Source organism: Gleimia hominis, assembly GCF_002871945.2.
Classification (GTDB): domain Bacteria; phylum Actinomycetota; class Actinomycetes; order Actinomycetales; family Actinomycetaceae; genus Gleimia; species Gleimia hominis_A.
This window is the reverse complement of record NZ_CP126963.1, coordinates 1,381,688-1,399,708: the sequence shown is the minus strand read 5'-3', so window position 1 is coordinate 1,399,708 and position 18,021 is coordinate 1,381,688. Positions and strand designations below refer to the sequence as shown.

Here is an 18,021-nt window from a genome sequence, read left to right as displayed (position 1 = left end):
GAGGTAGCAGGGAGAATCGGTGCAGGAACAGGCAAAACCCGGGAAACGCGCACACCACAAAGGGCAGCGCAACAAATACAAAAGCCACACAGGCAACCCGGGTAAACCCCGCCGCACCGCCCTGCTACCCATACTGCTCGCAATAGCTGGAATCCTCGTACTCATGTACCCCGTAATCGCCACCGGTTGGAACAACCTAAGGCAAAACGAAGCTGCGGAACAATACTCCAAAGCAGTCGCCGGGCAAGACATGACAGCGTGGAACAAAAGCATCAAAGAAGCCCGCGAATACAACAAACAAGTACCCGGTATGCCGATCCTAGACCCGTGGCTCGCCCGCGTGTCCAAAGACAACAACCCATACCAAACGTACTTGTCCAAACTCGCGCTAACACCACAAATGGGACGCCTCATAATCCCAAAAATCAACGTGGACCTACCCATCTACCACGGAACCGACCCGAAAACCCTTGAAAAAGGAATCGGACACCTCTACGGCTCCTCACTCCCAGTAGGTGGTAAAAACACCCACGCAGTACTAACCGGACACTCCGGCCTCCCATCCGCAACCCTCCTAGACCACCTCAAAGAAGTAGTCAAAGGCGAATCCATCTACGTCCAAGTTGGAGGTGAAAAACTACGCTACAAAGTCAGCGACATCCGCGTAGTCCTCCCCACCGAAGTAGACGGACTCGAAGTAGCAGACGACAAAGACCTACTAACCGTACTCACCTGCACACCATACGGAATCAACACCCACCGGCTACTCGTCACAGGTGAACGAGCGCCCCTAGACAACCCGCAAGTATTCACCGAACCAAACGGAACCATGTGGACATGGTGGATGATCGCAATCACTATCATCTGCCTACTAGCCTTACTAGCACTCATATACTGGTTATGGCGCCGCCACCAACGCCGCAAACAACGCGAACAAACACGTCAAAACCAAAGGGCCGCCAAACGCGCCCAAACTCGACGTACAATACTAGAAAAGCCCAAACCGCAGTCACAGCCTGAAAACCAGGCAACAACGGCGCACAGTGACGACCACACCGGGCACAACCCACAGTCGGACCAACAGGCCAATAAGGAAAGCTGAAATGAACACGCTACGAAATAGGATTCTCGCCGGGGTAGCCGCAATCCTAGTTACCCTCTTCGGGGTAAACGCAGGAGCGTGGGCCACAATAGGGGGCGACCCGAACCCCAACAACCTCACCAGCATAGACACCAGTCGCGACGGCAGCCTCGAAATCCAACGCACCGCAGACAACCCATACAACGACAACGCCACCCACTGGACCACCAACGTAGCGGGTATCAAATACAGCATCGCCCGCGTCACCGGCCTCAAACTGAACAAAGAAAACTGGGACACCATCCGTAAACTCACGCCCGAGACCGCGCAGAAACACGGTTTAGAAAATACGCGTGAGGGCGTGACGAACTCGGAAGGTAAAGTCACGTTCTACGGGCTTGAACCCGCGGTGTACCTAGTGAAAGAAGTAGTGGCGGAAAACGCGCCGAAAGAATACGAACCCACCATGCCGTTCGTACTTACCGTGCCCACGTGGAACGACGCCACCAACGAATGGGTCTACCACATTTCCGTAACCCCAAAGCGCGCGCCAGAACAGCCTACGCCAGAGCCGACAACGCCACCGGTTAAACCCAGCCCCTCGAAGCCTGCTAAACCCGTGCCTACAGATAAGCCGCACAAGTCAGACAACCACCTGGTCCGCACCGGTGCTGCCGTGCTGGGAATAGGTTTGCTTGCAGCATCCGCAATCGGGTTCGGCCTACTGCTTGCTGGTAAACGCCGCGAAAAAGACGCGCAGTAAACAGGTCAACGCACCTGCTCAAAACTGTTAGACCCCACTTCTACGTGGCTGGCTAAACCCCGCTTTCACGCGGCCGGCTAAACCCTACTTTCGCACGGCCAACTAGACCCCACTTCTACGTGGCCGGCTAGACCTCGCTTTTGCACGGCTGGTCTAAAACGTATTCAAATAGGTGAAAGTCGTGCAGGTCCGTGGTGTCGTAGTCGACGTGGAACAGGCCCAAGTCTTTAAAACCATAATCGGAATACAGCTTCATGCCCGGCGTGTTTTGCTCCAGCACGTCTAAACGCACGATTACGCAACCGAGCTCACGCGCAACCTCCAGGGCACCATCCAACAAAAACTTCGCCACCCCACGCCGCTGATACCCGGGCACAACCCCAAGGGCGTGCACAGCCAGCACCTCACTGGGCGCGGCGTCCACCAGCCACGGTGCTGCCTCATATCCTTGGGGGACGGCTTGATCCAGGGCCATCACCCCAACCAGTTCCGCATTGGCCGGTTCCGGGTCGGCAGGTTCTTGACCGGCCAGTTCTTCACCAACCAGTTCCGCACCAGCTGGATTCGCGGCGCCCGCAGCATTGCCAGTCCCGGAGCTGCGCGCCCCAAGTCCCGGCGCCGCCCCGTGTTGGAGGGCGATGAACATCTGCCCACGCTCAATCCACCGCGCAATGTCCTGCTCAGACGGGTGATTCTCCGTGTGCCAGTGCCTGTACGTGACCTCAGACGCTAAAAAATCCTTAATTTCCTTGTACGCGCCTTGCGTGCGCGCAAGATCTTTCCCGTCCGCTTGTTTCAGTTCCAATCCCGTTTGAGGCACTGCCCACTCCCAACACTGTTTAAACAAAACCCATTCATAATATCGGGCGGACAACCACGCGCATAATACCGGGTGCACAACCACGCGCCAAAGGTCACGCGGGGTTGTGGTAAGTGGGGGAGTGGGGTCATGTAGGGTTGAAGTATGGTTGTAGGCAAATTTGAGGAAGTAACCGGTAGCCAGTTTCTGCAAATAGCGCAGGATTTGGACGTGACCTTACCAATAGAGCAAACCCCACACTGGGACCGGTACGACCAGGCGATGGACGATCGGGGACCGTGGCGAAAGCTCGTGTGGTACGTGGACGGGCAGCCACGCGCCATGGTTAGCCTTTCTCTGTATCAAGACACCGGGTTCCGCTACCTGTGGGCCAAAAAGGGGCCGATTTGGGTGGGGGATAAGCCCACCGCCGCAGAAGAACACGCGTTCCGCCAGCAACTAGTGGCAGGAGTTAAACGGATCGACCCCCTTATCGTGTTCGTTCGCCTACACACATGGCACGAAGCCGATGATCTTGAGGACCTACTGCAAACCATGGGGTACGACCGCACCGTGGTGATCAAACTCGCTGGGCTTAGTGATGACCAGATCCTCAAGTCCTTTGACGCTAAAGGCCGCCGGGCAGTACGTCAACGCCTACGAAACCCCGCGTTGTCCGCAACGGATGACACGGATAAGGCGATGGACGTGTTCGACCAACGGTACGAAATCTTAGAAGAAACCGCGGACCGCGACGGGTTCACCATTAACCCCCGCACCACGTACCAAACGATGCTGTCCATGCTCGGACCTAAATACTGCAAGCTTTACACCGCGCGGTTAGATGGGGAACCGGTGTCGTGGGCGATCGCCACAATCCATGGGAAAGACTCCGCGTACTACTATGGGGCGTCAAACGCTAAAGGCCGCAAAGCCGGAGCGTCCGACCTGCTGTACTACTTCATGGCATGCTCACTAGCTAAAGAAGGTGCGGCGTACCTGGACCTCATGGGAATCGACTCCCCACGTGCCCCCGAACTAGCGGGCGTGGGCCGATTCAAACGCAAGTACTCCAAAGAAGTCACCGAGGTCCCTGGGCCGTGGGACGTACCCGTACACCCCCTGTACTACCGGGCGTTGCAGGGGGCGAAACAGTTGCGGCACAAACGCCGTGAACTAGCCCAAGACCTCAAAGACCGTTTCACTAACTAATCCAAAGGGTAGTGTAACTAGCGCCGAGCAGCGTCTTCGAACTAGCCAGGTCGAAAGCGTGGACTGCGCTAACTAACGTGCGTGGCAGCGCAGCCCATGGTCAGCCGCGTTGCCACGCAGCTTACGCTCCGTCGCGCAGCTTTCGCTCAGCCGCTCGGGTTACGCAGGACGCGCTCAGCCGCTCGGGTTACGGAGGTTTCGCTCCGCTGCGCGGTCGCGCCTAGAGGCATCGGGGTGTTCTGAAATGTAAAACCGGTGCGGTACTTCTGCGGCTTTAGAAATACCGATCCGCGTGGTTTCAAGAATCCGCTCATCCGCACGCAACTGCTCACGTTTCAGTTGCAGTGGTGGTTCGCAAAGATCATGCCCCGTTAAACTCAGATCCACACCCAGTGCCTGGCACACTTTACCCGGCCCGTTCGTCCACTCTTTCCGCGCGGTGGGGCGGCGAGCGGCAACTACCTCAAGCCCCACCAAAGGTTCCACAGCGCGCACCAAAACGCCCGCACCAAAACCCGCCTGGCCGCACACCACGTTCAAACAATGGTGGATCCCATAACTGAGGTATACGTACGCGTGGCCGGCAGACAAAAACATGGCTTTGTTACGTGGGGTTTGGCCTTTAAAAGTGTGGCTCGCGGGGTCGTTCTGGTCGTAGGCTTCAACCTCCACAATCCGCGCTTCCACGCGGCCGTCGCCAATGGTGCTGACCAGGCGGCACCCCAACAGTTCACGCGCCGCCTGCGGGGCCGGTAAGTTCAACCACTCAAAATCCATACTAGCCACCATAGTGCTTCACCAGAACACGTGCCCTGAGGGGGCGTGCGCTTTGGCCCATAGGCAGTTTTTTTGAGGCACTGTCCACGCTTAGTGTGTAGGTAAGTCTTTCCCGCGGTTCTATAAGGCTCTTTACACCTACTCTCTATGGTTCTCCACACCTATTTTCTAAGACTCTCTACCTTTAACTTAGGTGAGCCTTGCTAAATGTGGGTGGTGTGGCCTATTATTTTTCTAGTCCTCGAAACGAGGGTCTCTCCCAACGAAGGGCGCGCATCTTTTTGGTGCGCGCCCGAAAAAATGGGGGTACCACGTGGCAGTGATCCCACCCAGACCTGCCCACAGTGAAAGCGAAACTACACAATGCGTAACAAAATAATTGCCAGCGCACCGGCCATCATCTTTGGCCTCCTCATCGCCATCGCACCCCAAACATTCGCCACCCCATGCCCAGTGACGGGCATGCCAATGGCGTGCCACTGGACCGCGCAGGCTTCACTTGGAATCGGTGTTGTGATCGCACTCATGGGCGCGTTCGCCCTGATGTCTCCACCTGCGATGCGAGCGGGAATCTCTATCGGAGTGGTGCTCACCAGCGCGTTAGAATTCGCAGTTGTGACCGTACTGATCGGCGTGTGCGACGACCCAATGATGCACTGCCACTCCGTTATGAAACCCACCCTAATCGTCGTATCCGTACTCGCCCTACTGTGCGGCGGCATCGCATTCGCGCTCGACCAGCGTGCCGCGAGTGCCAGCAATAAACAAACCGCGAACGATACTAACCGGCGGGCCGCGAACCCTACCGGTAAGAGGTCAAACTAACTGGACGGTTATGATAGCGAATCAGCGGCTGGGGAGTGTAAACCAAACCAATCGGGCGTGAACCGGCAGAACAGAGTTAGAAAGAGGAAGTGTGAAACAGGGGAGTGGACTGTGGCGGTACCTGGCAGTACAGAATCTGCGGCAAGCAGGGCTGCGCACCGGAGTGCTGACCACAGTGGTAGCTATCTTGACGTTCGTGTTCTACGCGGGGTCACTCATGTCCCTCAACCTGTATTCGGGCCTAACTAACCTGCAAAACCGGATGGGCGCGGACCTCATGATCGTCCCCAAAGACGCTCGTGACCAAGCCGAACAGGTGATGCTCGAAGGTGGGCCGCAAACCTTCTACTTCGACACGGACGTGCTGGAGCAAATCAAATCCGTGGCGGGCGTAGAGGAAGCCACGGCACAAACGTTCATTGCCTCCCTAAACCTCGGGTGCTGCGCGGCGAAAGTGCAGATCATCGGGTTTGACCCGCAAACAGACTTCGTGATTCAACCGTGGATCAAAACAGCGTACAGCGGGAACCTCAAAGATGGGGAACTGATTGTCGGCTCCAACGTACACCCGTCCTCAGACGGAAAAATCCGCCTGTTCCGCCACCGTTTCCCCGTAGCTGCGCAGCTAGCAGGTACCGGAACCTCATACGACAACACCGTATTCGTAAACCGCAATACCATTCGCGACATGCGTAAACGGGCCGCGGGAATCGGCCGGCGGACCCTACCTGAATCGCAAATCGACAACGCCGTCTCCGCAGTGATGGTGAACGTGGGGGACCGGTACAAGTCGCAAAAAGTGAAAGACCGGATCCGCGAACTACCCGGCATGGAAGACACCGTCACCATCTCGCCCGCAACCCTAACCAACAAGGTGAAAGCGGGAATGGACATCGTCACCCTATACGTCACCGGGTTCGTGGCCCTATTCTGGGTCGCCGGCCTAGCAGTACTGTTCGCCGTATTCACCTCGGCCGCGCAAAGCCGCAAAAAAGAACTCGCTTCATTACGAATAATGGGCGCCACCCGCCGGCTACTGGCCCGCATGCTCATGCAAGAAGCAGTTGTGATCGGCGTCATTGGTGGCGCAATCGGATCTGGGTTGGGAGCGCTCGTCATGTTCCCATTCGCGTCCTTTATCCGCCAAACCGTGCAACTACCGTACTTAGAAAGCGGTTTTACCACCGGCGTGTGGCTCGCCGTTGCCTGTATCGCCGGCGCCGCCCTAGTTAGCGTACTTGCGTGCGTCACCAGTAGTGGCCGCATGCTCAGTAAAGAAACGTATTTAACCTTGAGGGAGGGGCAGTGAACACACACGCAGAGGTAAAGCCCAAAAAAATAGTTGAAAGCGAAGCTGAGCCCCTGCTGGAAGTTACCGGGCTGACCCGTGAGTTCACCCGCCGAGGGGAAGTGTTCGCCGCGGTAGACGACGTGTCCTTTACGGCAAGTGAAGGCATGTTCCTCGCGATAGTGGGGCGATCTGGAAATGGGAAAACCACGCTACTGAACATGATCGCTGGCCTGCTGGACCCCACGGACGGCACCGTGCGGATAGCCGGTCAGGACATCGCCGCACTCGACGACGCCCACGTGTCCGCACTACGCAACCACACCGTAGGATACGTGACGCAACGCGAAACACTTCTGCCTTCCCTAGACGTGTGGCATAACGTATTATTCCCAGCCCGCATGTACAAGAACGCGGATTCAAAGTGCGAACAGCGGGCACAAGAGTACTTGCAGCAACTACAAATCGACGAACTCACGGACGCATACCCGCACGAACTCTCCGGCGGAGAAATCCGCCGCGTAGCCCTTGCCCGCACGCTGGTGTGCGCACCAAAACTGCTGCTGGTAGACGAACCCACAGGCGACCTGGATGCGCAAAGCACCAGTTTAGTACTGGACCTCCTGGAAGAACTCGCCTGCAAAGGCACCGCAATCCTAATGGTGTCCCACGACCCCGAAGCGATCCGCCGCGCCCACCACACCTACCGGATGGACGCCGGACAATTGCTAACAGATCTGGATAAATAAACCACGCCCGAAGCGTTCATGCCAAAATGGAAGCATGTTGTTAAGTGATCGCGATATCCGCCGCGCAATCGAAGATGGGCGCGTGGCACTGGACCCGTGGGACGAACCCATGCTGCAACCCTCCAGCGTGGACGTGCGGTTAGACCGGTACTTCCGACTGTTCGACAACCACAAGTACCCAGTAATCGACCCGGCGAAACCACAAGAAAGCCTCACGCACCTGGTGGACGTGGGGCAAGAAGAACCATTCGTGCTGCACCCCGGAGAGTTCGTACTCGGCTCCACGTTCGAACGCGTCACCCTCGGGTCCGACGTTGCCGCCCGCCTGGAAGGCAAATCTTCCCTGGGCCGCCTGGGGCTGCTGACGCACTCCACCGCCGGATTCATCGACCCCGGTTTCAGCGGACACGTAACCCTCGAACTATCGAACACGGCAACGATGCCGATCCTGCTTTACCCCGGTATGAAGGTGGGGCAACTGTGCTTCTTCCAACTGTCCTCACCCGCCGAGTTCCCCTACGGGTCCGGCGCCACGGGGTCTCGCTACCAAGGGCAACGCGGCCCCACGGCTTCACGCTCACACCTCGGGTTCGAATGCGTTAACGTGCCCGCATCCGCCGATTTTGAAGGCAAACAGCTATGAGTTTTAGTAAGCCAAACCGCCCTCAAAACAACGAGGAGGAACAGGGGAACGCGGAACCAGACCGGATTCCCATCAGTGAACGCATGGCGAAACTCGACGACGAACCCCTCTCGCTCGAACCCGTGCCCACGCTAGCGGACCTGTTCGCACAAGGTACTCCACAGGTGGGGGACGTGAACCAGGATGTGCACGGCCCAACGCTAACCGTGACGCAAGCGGGGGCTTTGCAGGCAACAGACGTGCGCGCCGCCGTGGACGTGGCGGGCATAGATTTCGCACACGCCAACCACCTGGACCCTGCGAAAGGCGAGGACCACCACCTCCTGCTCGTACACGAAAGCGTGGACCCGCGAGAGCTGGAAGCCTTGGCCGTGTCCATTTGGGACGACGCCGGCTGGGTAGAACCCGGGGTACTGCGGTTAACGCGGGATGCCCGGCTGCGCGGACCCTGGCGGGTGGACAATACTGTGCGCCGAGCCCTGGGTACCCCCACCAGCTACAACCAAGCGTGGGTTGTAGACGTGGCACAAACCCGTACCGCCCCCGCACCCGAAGTGCTCCGCAAAGTAGACGACCTGGCTGCCGCTTTCCCAAAGGGCATGCCCACCGGTTTTGAGTTCGAAATTCTTGAGGCACTGCGGCGAATCGCCCGCCGGCTCGCAGGCGCAATCCGGATCAACACCTCGGGGCGAATCCTTGAACCCGACGCGGATTCCGCGGTGACAATGAGCGTGTTCTCACCCCGTTGGGTAGAAGAAAACGACCTCACGGAACTGCTGAAAGGCTACCTGCCGGATATAGTTAACGTTAGTGAACTGGCGTCACTGCCACCCATTGACTCCCCGCAGCGCGTGCAAACCCGTGAGGAAGTAGCGAAAGCCATTGACATTCCCGAAAACGAGTTCACACAAGCCGCTGAAGTGGCGCGCATAGCTGATGAAAAAGCTGCGCAAAAAGATTTCGTGGTCCGCGGCTACGCATTAGTCGCATCGGCGGGAAACACCTCAAGAATCCAAATCACCGCAACCCCAGCGGACTACATCCCCCCAACGCTCAGGTTCGAACAGTGGCCCCAGGGGCGGGCCGTGGAATACCAAATCATGTGGATACCCCCACAGGTGTACCGCAAATCCCTGTCTAAACCCGGGCGTGCCGTGCGGTTAGAACGCATCCGCGTTAAAGACCAAATCGAATCCCTAGCCGGCACCATCGCCCGCGCCACCGCAGGCCAAGTCCTGGACGAAGACCACTTCCTGGTTGCCTTCGAATAATCAGTTACTTTATTGACAAACCCTAGCTGCCGGTTTGGTTGAAGATTGGTATGCCAGTGAGTGATTACCTGTTGGAAAGAATCTATTGTGTTGAAAGGTACAAGTAGGTTAGTCAAGATCGAACGGATGGTGGTAGCGTCACCCGTTTTATGACAAGCCAGCTAACTAGGCCGGCCATTGTGATCACCGCGCCCAGCAGAGAAAAACGGGGGTCAATATCTGCTTTGAGCATGTATCCGAGCCAGGAACCGGCGATTCCTCCGATGGCGGTCAGGGAATACGACCAGCCCACTACAGTGCGGAAATCAGCTTGGTTTAGACACGACTGGCGTAGTGTGGAAATCGCGAAGCGCACGCACCACGCGGAGGAGGACGCCACGATCAGGCTGGCGAGGACAATGAAAAAGCGGAACGGACCATCCGGCAGTGCGATGATTACCATGAGTACGGTCAGATAGGTTCCGAGCATGATTATCAGAAATATGGTGATAAGGCGAGCTGAGCCTCGGTCCTGAACGTTGCGCATGAGCCGGGCCATCAGCAGAGGAATGAGGGCTTGAGCGAGGCCCATTGCAAACAACATGGTTCCCAGGCGCACTAAGGGCTTGTCTCCGCTGTTCGCTAACCACAACAATACATAGGTTGCGATCATTGCTGGCGCTAGGGATAGAAAGAATGAGAACACTGGAGATAGGACACCAAATCTGAGAACGTGCCGAGGACTGTGAGGGAGCAAGAAATCTTTGATAGAGCCCAAGAACCCTTCCGGCTCGTCTTCGTTTTCTTCCTCAAGGACGTGTTGTGGATGGAAGGTTGCGGTGGAACGCCAGCGAAGAACAACCACTAAGAAGGAGAAAGCAATATTAAAGCCGAGGATGACCGCGATTCCGGTAGAGCTAACGAGTGCTCCCACTGGGCGAGCCAGCATGAGCCCAGCGGTACCGGTGGCAACCGAAATAATCGTATTTGCTTGCAGCACTAGCTGGGCATCCACCTGCCCAATGTCGTTCAGGTAGAACTCTTCGGCCAGGTCTACTATGAGCGGCAAGATTGAGGCTATGAGAAGATACCCTATCAAAATCATTGTGAGGTAACCATCCCCGAAAGCTAATATCAACGTCACTGTGATGAGGGAGATTCCGACGTCGGTTAGTTCGCAGGCAACCAGCACCGCACCGGGGTCGCGTTTTTCTACTATCTTGGCTACCGATGCGGCAAATGAGTCTTGCAAGTCGGTGACGGTGGAATACAGTGGCACCCAGACCACCGGTAGTACACCTAGAGCTACCAAACCGGTGGCAGCCCCCTCGATCATTTCGGAACCAATAAAGGAAGTAATAAGCCCCGCAATCATCAGATATTGGGCGCGCCGCACTAAAGCTAGACGGAAAGTCATTAGTTTCTCCTTGCGACAGGGTTCCACGCATTTCACAAGCTCATATCGGTTAATTCATACTGGATAGTTTCCTCCAGGCTCGTACTGATCACCTGGTTCGTATTGATTAAGTTGTTTCAATACATCCGCTTCCAGATGCAATATGAGGGCAACTAACTAAGGCGAGGATTACTAATCGCCTCTTTTCATCATCATCGATCGTATATCCTCTCCCGCCGGTACGCGGGATCCCGAGCCGTTGTTACCTGCAATCAGAGTTGCACCTCTCGCGAATTGTAATGTGCCCGGAACCTGCTGCCACGATCAGAACGCACAGTACAGATCGGTGACGTCATGGCCTTTTTTACGCGGGGAACAACCACCGCATTAATGATTTCTGCAGTCAAACTAGAGTTCAGATGGAGCGCCTGTCTAGAACCGTACTTACCCCGACTGCTGGTGGGAAAACGGCTGGTTCTCACTTGAGCTCAGCTGCATGGGCTCGGTGCGTCCCCTCTGCCCTCAGCCAGCTGGTTGGTCCGCTGGCGGACGCATAATGGCTGCGCGTGCTTCTAAGCGGTGATAACCGGTACAGTGAGCCTGGGAGCAGTTTTTGACGTTGAGGGGCGCGAAAGTGGGGTCTGGTAAGTGATTGCAGTACTATTGATCCACGCGCTAGCCGTGGCACTCGCCCCCGTGGCGCTGCGATACGTGGGCCGGAACGCACTGCTCATGCTGGCAACCGCCCCCCTAGCCGGAGTGGTCTGGGCGCTCGCACACACCAGCAGTGTCTTCAGTGGCGACATCCTCGCAGAGGAGTATTCGTGGGTGCCCGCGCTCTCCCTTGACGTGGCTTTTCGCTTAGATCCTTTGTCGTGGCTCATGGTGCTAGTCGTCAGCGGTGTCGGGGCACTGGTGATGGTGTACGCTGCCCGATACTTCTCTGAAAACGCCGCCTCCCTAGGCCGGTTCAGCGCCGTCTTCACCGCGTTCGCGGGCGCCATGTTCGGCCTCGTCACCGCCGACCATCTGATGATGGTCTACCTGTTTTGGGAAATGACTACTATCCTCTCATTCCTGCTAATTGGTCACCACTTCGACCGCCGCGCCGCCCGCGCTGCTGCCCGGCAAGCCATACACGTAACTGGCGCCGGCTCGCTCGCCATGTTCGCCGGTTTCGTCATGGTTGCCCACCCCACGGGTGGTTCCTACCGGATCTCTGTTCTTGTGGCCGCCATTCAAGCCGGCAGCTACGACGTTCACTCACCCCTGGTTATAGTGGGGGCGATCCTCATCATCTGGGGTGCAGCTGCTAAATCCGCGCTCGTCCCCCACCACTTCTGGCTGCCCGGCGCCATGGCGGCCCCAACCCCCGTGTCCGCCTACCTACACGCCGCCGCTATGGTGAAAGCCGGCGTGTATCTCATCGCCCGGCTCACCCCAGCGTTCACATACGTACCCGGCTGGTCCCCCCTCATCGTAATAATCGGTCTGGCAACCATGGTTCTGGGCGGGTACCGAGCACTGCGGCAAATCGACCTCAAACTAGTCCTCGCCTACGGAACCGTGTCGCAACTAGGATTAATCAGCGCAGCCCTCGGATTCGGCACTTCCGCCACCATGGCGGCGGGTCTGGGTATGCTCATCGCCCACTCCGTATTCAAATCAGCCCTGTTCATGAGCGTTGGGCTGGTTGAAAAAACCACGGGAACGCGGGACCTGCGGGAACTATCGAACCTCATGCGGTACAAACCATGGCTAGCCGCAGCGGGTGGGATCTGCGCAATCTCAATGGCGGGTGTGCCCCTGCTCCTGGGATACCTGGGGAAAGAAGCGTTCGTGACCGCGCTCGTAGACGGTACGCACGCAGTGTGGCTGCTAGAACTCATGCCCGCATCAAACCTGGGAATGCGCGCGGTAGAACTAGGGTGTCTTGCGGTACTCGTTGGGGGCTCCATGTTCACAGTCGCGTACTCGTGGCGCTACTGGTGGGGAGCTTTTGCCCCCAAACGTGTAAAAGTGGACATGAAAGTAGAACCCACCCCGGCGGTATCCATCGCCCCGATCGTGCTACTAGCCGCCGCATCCCTGGCGGGTGCGTACCCCGCGTGGATGGATGCGGTCACGAACCTGATCGCAACGGGCATGCCCGGAGATAGTCATATTGCCCTGTGGTCCGGGGTTGTGCCCGCGGTGTGCACGGGCGCGATCCTAATTGGGGGTGCCTACATGGCGGTTAAACGCCCCGCCGTTGCCCGGCTGCAACGACGCCTACAGCCCAAACACGTGAACGTCGTCAGTGCCTACCGGTGGTCCGTGATAGCACTAGAGAACTTCTCGGCTCGCATCACCGCCATATTGCACCCCGGCTCTCTACCGTGGGACGTGAACACTATCCTGGCGGTGTTCGCCGTTATCGTGGTTTACGCACTCGCCCACATTAGTGACCCGACGGTTAAGCTGAGCTTGTGGAACTCCCCGCTTGAAGTGGGGATCGCCGTCGTGTGTGCTGCCGCCGCAGTGGTCGCCGTGCAGGCGCGGAGGCGAATAAAATCCGTGATTGCCCTGGGCGTAGTGGGCTCCACCATGGTGCTTTTGTTCGTGATCTACGGCGCTCCCGACCTGGCTCTGACCCAATCCGTGGTTGAAATCGTCTCTTTCATCGTGTTCGCCCTCGTGCTGCGCTCCCTACCCCGCTTCTTCTCGAACCGACCCCTGCAGATCTCCCGCTGGCTCCGCCTAGCCCTGGCATGCACCGTTGGAGCTGCCGTTTCCGTAGCCACGATTTTCGCAGTGCAAGCCCGGGTTCACGAACCGTCCTCAGACCTCATGAAAAAAGAAGCCCTCCCATTCGGATACGGCACCAACATCGTGAACGTCACCCTGGTGGATATTCGGGCGTGGGACACCATTGGGGAACTGTCCGTGGTGCTCGTGACCGCAACTGGGGTGGCGTCCCTGATCTACCTTTCGCGCCGCCACACCCGCATTGAACGAGCCCCACGCGTATCCGTCGGATCCTGGCTCCCCTCCACCGCCCGCCTGTCCCCGCTGCAGCGATCCGTGATGCTAGAAATCGGGGTGCGACTCATGTTCCCCACCCTGATTGTCGTATCCATCTGGCTGACCCTGGTGGGCCACAACAATCCCGGTGGTGGGTTCGCCGGTGGGGTAGTGGCCGGGATTGCACTGGTATTGCGATATTTAGCTGGAGGGCGCGCGGAACTCTGGTCGGCCCTACCGATTGCGCCAGGCCGCATGCTAGGACTGGGGTTGTTCATCGCCGCGATCGGGGCGCTCATGCCCCTGGCTCAAGGTAAACGAGTACTAGAATCAACCCCCATCGACATTCCCCTCGGGTTCGTTGGCCAACTGCACTTCACCACCGCGCTCGTGGTTGACATTGGTGTGTACGTGCTCGTGTTTGCCCTCGTGCTAGACCTACTGGCTTCCCTAGGCGCCCAAATCGACCGCGACCGCGAACAGTCTCAAGCGCAGCGGCAAAAGCCATCCCAGAGCCAAGAGAAGGACGTGAAACTGTGAACACCCCATCGTTAACTGTGATCGCATTAGGTGGGTTCCTGATCGCGGCTGGCCTGTACCTGGTGATGGAACGCACCCTCACGCGCATAGTCATTGGCCTAGCGATCCTGGGGCACGGCGTGAACCTGCTGATTATCGCCGCGGGAGGCCGGCCGGGTGGGCCACCCCTATTGCAATCCACCGCGCCGGAGCAAATGTCTGACCCCCTGCCGCAAGCCATGATCCTCACGGCGATCGTCATCGGTATGGTAACCACCGCGTTCGGGATGGCATTGGCTTACCGGTCGTGGCGCCTAACTGGCCACGACGAAGTCATCGACGAAGTGGAAGACCGGCGCGTAGCCCGCCGTGAAGAACGCGAAGAAGTACTCGAGGACCTCGCTGCAGACTCAACCGGGGAACTAGACCCTGGGGTGGACTACGATGCGGAGGCCACCTCGTGAGCTGGATGCTTCCCCTGCCCGTCCTCCTGCCGCTGTTCGGAGCCGGCCTTGCGCTCGCAGCTGGCCGCCGCCCGCGGGTGCAGCAACTGATCTCCCTCGTAGTGCTGATTGCGGTACTGGTAGTGGGCGTGGGGCTCGCCCTGGGGGCACGTAACGGGCCAGTGGTGCTGGACGTGGGTAACTGGTCCGCCCCCGTAGGCATCACCTTGGTAGCCGACCGGCTCGCGGCCCTCATGCTAGTAATCTCGCAAATAGTGACCCTGGGGGTGCACGCCTACTCAATCGCACAAAACCTTGCGGACGAAGACCCGGACGTGCCCATCGCGATCTACCACCCCACTTATCTGGTGCTGACCGCTGGCGTGTCGAACGCGTTCCTCACCGGTGACCTGTTCAACCTGTACGTGGGTTTCGAAATCCTGCTAACCGCGTCGTTTGTGCTGATCACCATTGGGGGCACCCGCACCCGCACCCGCGCGGGCACCGTGTACGTGGTGGTTTCCATGCTGTCTTCCGTAGTGTTTTTGATTGGGATCGCGTTGGCGTACGCCGCGACCGGCACGTTGAATATTGCGCTGCTGGCCGTGCGGTTCCAGCAAATCGACCCGTCGGTAGCTGGCATTATCCAGTTCATACTGCTGGTGGCGTTCGCGATTAAGGCCGCTGTGTTTCCGCTGGCGGCGTGGCTGCCGCATTCGTATCCGACTGCGCCCGCACCCGTCACCGCCGTGTTCGCGGGTCTGTTGACGAAGGTGGGGATTTATTCGATTATTCGCCTGGAAGTGGTTCTTTTCCCAAACCAGAACGTCAGTGACCTGCTGACCGTCGTGGGCATACTAACCATGATTGTGGGAATCCTGGGGGCCGTTGCCCAGGATGATATTCGCCGCCTGCTGTCGTACACACTCGTGTCGCATATCGGTTTCCTCTTGTGGGGGTTGGCGCTGGGCAATAAGGCGGGTTTGGCGGCCGTCATTTTCTACGCGATCCACCACATTTTGGTACAAACCACCCTTTTCCTACTTTTGGGTCTTGTTGAACGGCATGAGGGATCCACCTCGATGCGTACCCTCGGCGGCTTGATTCGAACCCACCCGATGCTGGCGGGCATGTTCCTGATCGCCGGGTTAAACCTGGTGGGTATCCCTCCGTTCACTGGGTTTATTGGCAAACTCGGCCTGGCACAAGCGTCAGTACTGAATGGGCATTGGGAAGGGTACGTGCTACTGGCATTCGGGATGCTCACCTCGTTCCTCACCCTGTATGTGATTGTGAAAGTTTGGAACCTTGCGTTCTGGCAGCCCCGCGGGGATACGGCTACGACGGACACGGAGCTGAAGGGGAAAGCGATTACTCGGCGGCAGCGGGCACTGCGCCGCTACATGCAGTACGCGGACACGATCGCGGATCGGGACACGCGGTTGCTGACGGCCTCTCGCACCCGGCGCGAACGCGAATCCTCGGGCGCATCCAAACTCATGTACGCCTCCGGCTGGGCGCTGCTGGGAGTGATGTTCGCAATGACCATAGGCGCCGGCCCGCTGTACCACTACGCCACGAACGCGGCGTCCGACCAGATCGATGCGCGCGCTTACGTGCGGGCCGTGCTCGGTGATGAAGGGCGCGGCGCAGGCTCCTCAAACGTGCCCAAACCGGGAGCGCACTCGAGGGAAGGTTCCACGCCAAACGGACCTGTGCGCGGTGCGGGCGCAGCGGCCACGCACTCGATGGAAGGAAGCGCTCATGAGTGATCGTAGTCAGCAGGTGCGTGGCGCCCGGTTCTCCGTGTTCCTCAGTATCTGGTTGTTCGCCGTCTGGTTGTTTTTGTTCCACCAGATCACGTGGCTCACAGTGCTGTCTGGCATCGTGGTTTCCGTGGCTGTGCAAGCCGTTTTCCCACTTCCACGTTCGGGGTTCTTTAAACGCGTGAGGCCGTGGCCCACCATTGTGTTGATCGCCCGGTTTTTGTGGGACATGATGCTGTCCGCCATCATGGTTGCGACCGTGGTGCTAACGGGGCGTGCCTATCGGTGTTCGATTGTGAAAGTGGATTTGCGCTCTGATCGCGACATTGTGCTGGCGATTGTGGCGGCGATGACGAACCTGGTGCCCGGCACGGTAGTGGTGTCTTTAGATCAAGAGAACTCCAACCTGTATTTGCACGTGTTCGACATTGACGCGCAAGGCGGGCCCGAAGGCATTAACGAAATGACGCGTGGCCAGGAGGAACGAGTTATCCGCGCACTCGGAACCCGCCAGGAGATTGAGCAGGTGATGGGCTCATGAGCGCATTGCATGTGATTTACCTTCTGGTAGCTGCTGCAGTTGTGATTACCATGATTCTGAGCTTGGTGCGGTTAGCGCTTGGCCCGTCTTTGATGGATCGGGTCTTGGCTTCCGACGTCATTTCCGTCGCTGGGATTATCGCAACCATTTTGGTGTGCGTCACCACTGGGCGCACCGACGTCATGTTCTTACCGGTGATTATGGTGATGATCAGTTTCGTTCTTCCGGTGAGCGTGGGGCGGCTTACGAAACGTGTGGATCCGCGGAAACGGATTTTGACGCCTGAGGAAGCGCGGGCTCAGCAGGAGGCCCTCAGCCGAGAGGCGCATGCGGAACAAGAGAAGGAGCAAGCTGAGGCGCTGCGTGAAGCCCGGGCGCGCCACGAGGATAAACCGGGAGCGAGCACGCGCCACGGTACCTCAGGTGAAAACGCTGCGGGGAAAGAGGGCTCTAAATGATTGTTTTGGACTATATTGGAGCGGTTTTTCTGCTGGCTGGCGCCACGTTCTTACTGATCGCGGGTATAGGGCTGGTGCGGCTGCCGGACGTGTTCGCCCGCATGCACGCAGCATCAAAACCACAGTGGTTCGGGCTGTTCCTCTGCTGCTTAGGGATGGTGCTGACCATGCGGACGGTGACGTGGGTGGCGCTCGCGGTGATGATCCTACTGTTCCAAACCGTGACAGCGCCGATCGGGACGCATATTATGGCTCGGGCAGCGTACCGGACAGGGCAAGGGGACCTAGACGCCCTAGTGCAAGACGACCTGAAAGCCGACGGCACTTCGCTAGGAGAGATTTACCGGGACGCCGAAGACGACGCGGATGCGGAGAACGAGGGCGATACCGATGGGAAAACCGAAAAGCAGGCTGGGGCGGAGGAACAGGCCAGATCCGAGGAACAGACAGAATACGGGGGCGGGTTGGATAATTAGACGTTTCTGGATAACGAGAGAGCGCAAGTCAA

17 protein-coding genes are annotated in these 18,021 nt (G+C 58.1%); 14 read left to right on the top strand and 3 right to left on the bottom strand.

The features are described 5' to 3' along the window. Positions 1 to 19: 19 nt before the first annotated feature. Both CJ187_RS06175 and CJ187_RS06170 read left to right on the top strand, forming a co-directional pair. Entirely contained in the window at positions 20 to 1,102 is a 1,083-nt protein-coding gene (locus CJ187_RS06175; RefSeq protein WP_233187371.1) for a class C sortase, read from the top strand. A gap of 1 nt (position 1,103) precedes the next feature. Beyond that, positions 1,104 to 1,844: a pilin N-terminal domain-containing protein gene (locus CJ187_RS06170; protein WP_102216752.1), complete on the top strand. Its 741-nt coding sequence runs from the start codon at positions 1,104 to 1,106 to the stop codon at positions 1,842 to 1,844. Between the two features lie 127 nt (positions 1,845 to 1,971). On the opposite strand, the gene CJ187_RS06165 is transcribed toward CJ187_RS06170, so the two are convergent. Next, positions 1,972 to 2,664: a GNAT family N-acetyltransferase gene (locus CJ187_RS06165; protein WP_102216751.1), complete on the bottom strand. Its 693-nt coding sequence runs from the start codon at positions 2,662 to 2,664 to the stop codon at positions 1,972 to 1,974. 144 nt (positions 2,665 to 2,808) lie between these two features. On the opposite strand from CJ187_RS06165, the gene CJ187_RS06160 reads away from it, so the two are divergent. Beyond that, positions 2,809 to 3,855, top strand: coding sequence for a lipid II:glycine glycyltransferase FemX (locus CJ187_RS06160; RefSeq protein ID WP_102216750.1), 1,047 nt, complete (start codon positions 2,809 to 2,811; stop codon positions 3,853 to 3,855). Positions 3,856 to 4,029: 174 nt separating this feature from the next. On the opposite strand, the gene CJ187_RS06155 is transcribed toward CJ187_RS06160, so the two are convergent. Next, entirely contained in the window at positions 4,030 to 4,632 is a 603-nt protein-coding gene (locus CJ187_RS06155) for a DNA-3-methyladenine glycosylase (protein ID WP_102217054.1), read from the bottom strand. A 363-nt stretch (positions 4,633 to 4,995) separates the two neighbouring features. Here CJ187_RS06155 and CJ187_RS06150 point away from each other — a divergent pair, with 363 nt between their 5' ends. The 5 genes from CJ187_RS06150 (at position 4,996) to CJ187_RS06130 (ending at position 9,408) form a co-directional block, all read left to right on the top strand. Next, a complete protein-coding gene (locus tag CJ187_RS06150) occupies positions 4,996 to 5,457 on the top strand; it encodes a DUF4418 family protein (RefSeq protein WP_102216749.1) in 462 nt (153 codons plus the stop codon). Between the two features lie 91 nt (positions 5,458 to 5,548). Then, positions 5,549 to 6,766 (top strand): ABC transporter permease, encoded by a 1,218-nt coding sequence (locus CJ187_RS06145; protein ID WP_102216748.1) that lies wholly within the window; start codon positions 5,549 to 5,551, stop codon positions 6,764 to 6,766. Then, positions 6,763 to 7,494, top strand: coding sequence for an ABC transporter ATP-binding protein (locus tag CJ187_RS06140; protein ID WP_199171096.1), 732 nt, complete (start codon positions 6,763 to 6,765; stop codon positions 7,492 to 7,494). Before CJ187_RS06145 ends, CJ187_RS06140 begins: the two co-directional genes overlap by 4 nt. Positions 7,495 to 7,528: 34 nt before the next feature. Then, positions 7,529 to 8,137, top strand: coding sequence for a dCTP deaminase (gene dcd, locus CJ187_RS06135; protein WP_102216747.1), 609 nt, complete (start codon positions 7,529 to 7,531; stop codon positions 8,135 to 8,137). Then, positions 8,134 to 9,408 carry a hypothetical protein gene (locus CJ187_RS06130; RefSeq protein ID WP_284667202.1) on the top strand — a complete coding sequence of 425 codons (1,275 nt, stop codon included), beginning with the start codon at positions 8,134 to 8,136 and terminating at the stop codon, positions 9,406 to 9,408. The genes dcd and CJ187_RS06130 overlap by 4 nt, the downstream gene beginning before the upstream one ends. A gap of 112 nt (positions 9,409 to 9,520) precedes the next feature. Here CJ187_RS06130 and CJ187_RS06125 read toward each other — a convergent pair whose 3' ends face one another. After that, positions 9,521 to 10,804, bottom strand: a complete 1,284-nt coding sequence (locus tag CJ187_RS06125) for an MFS transporter (protein WP_102216745.1) — start codon at positions 10,802 to 10,804, stop codon at positions 9,521 to 9,523. A gap of 627 nt (positions 10,805 to 11,431) precedes the next feature. Here CJ187_RS06125 and CJ187_RS06120 point away from each other — a divergent pair. From CJ187_RS06120 to mnhG, 6 genes are read left to right on the top strand one after another with little or no spacing between them, the layout of a single operon-like run. Next, the gene (locus CJ187_RS06120; RefSeq protein ID WP_102216744.1) at positions 11,432 to 14,326 is read left to right on the top strand and encodes a Na+/H+ antiporter subunit A; all 2,895 of its coding nucleotides are present in this window, start codon (positions 11,432 to 11,434) and stop codon (positions 14,324 to 14,326) included. Further along, positions 14,323 to 14,769: a Na(+)/H(+) antiporter subunit C gene (locus CJ187_RS06115; RefSeq protein ID WP_102216743.1), complete on the top strand. Its 447-nt coding sequence runs from the start codon at positions 14,323 to 14,325 to the stop codon at positions 14,767 to 14,769. The genes CJ187_RS06120 and CJ187_RS06115 overlap by 4 nt, the downstream gene beginning before the upstream one ends. 5 nt (positions 14,770 to 14,774) lie before the next feature. Continuing rightward, complete coding sequence (locus CJ187_RS06110) at positions 14,775 to 16,520, top strand: Na+/H+ antiporter subunit D (protein WP_233187395.1); 1,746 nt, start codon at positions 14,775 to 14,777, stop codon at positions 16,518 to 16,520. Then, positions 16,513 to 17,055, top strand: a complete 543-nt coding sequence (locus CJ187_RS06105) for a Na+/H+ antiporter subunit E (protein WP_158237743.1) — start codon at positions 16,513 to 16,515, stop codon at positions 17,053 to 17,055. The genes CJ187_RS06110 and CJ187_RS06105 overlap by 8 nt, the downstream gene beginning before the upstream one ends. Next, a complete protein-coding gene (locus tag CJ187_RS06100) occupies positions 17,052 to 17,513 on the top strand; it encodes a hypothetical protein (RefSeq protein WP_102216740.1) in 462 nt (153 codons plus the stop codon). The genes CJ187_RS06105 and CJ187_RS06100 overlap by 4 nt, the downstream gene beginning before the upstream one ends. Further along, a complete protein-coding gene (mnhG, locus tag CJ187_RS06095; protein ID WP_102216739.1) occupies positions 17,510 to 17,989 on the top strand; it encodes a monovalent cation/H(+) antiporter subunit G in 480 nt (159 codons plus the stop codon). Before CJ187_RS06100 ends, mnhG begins: the two co-directional genes overlap by 4 nt. Positions 17,990 to 18,021 lie beyond the last annotated feature (32 nt).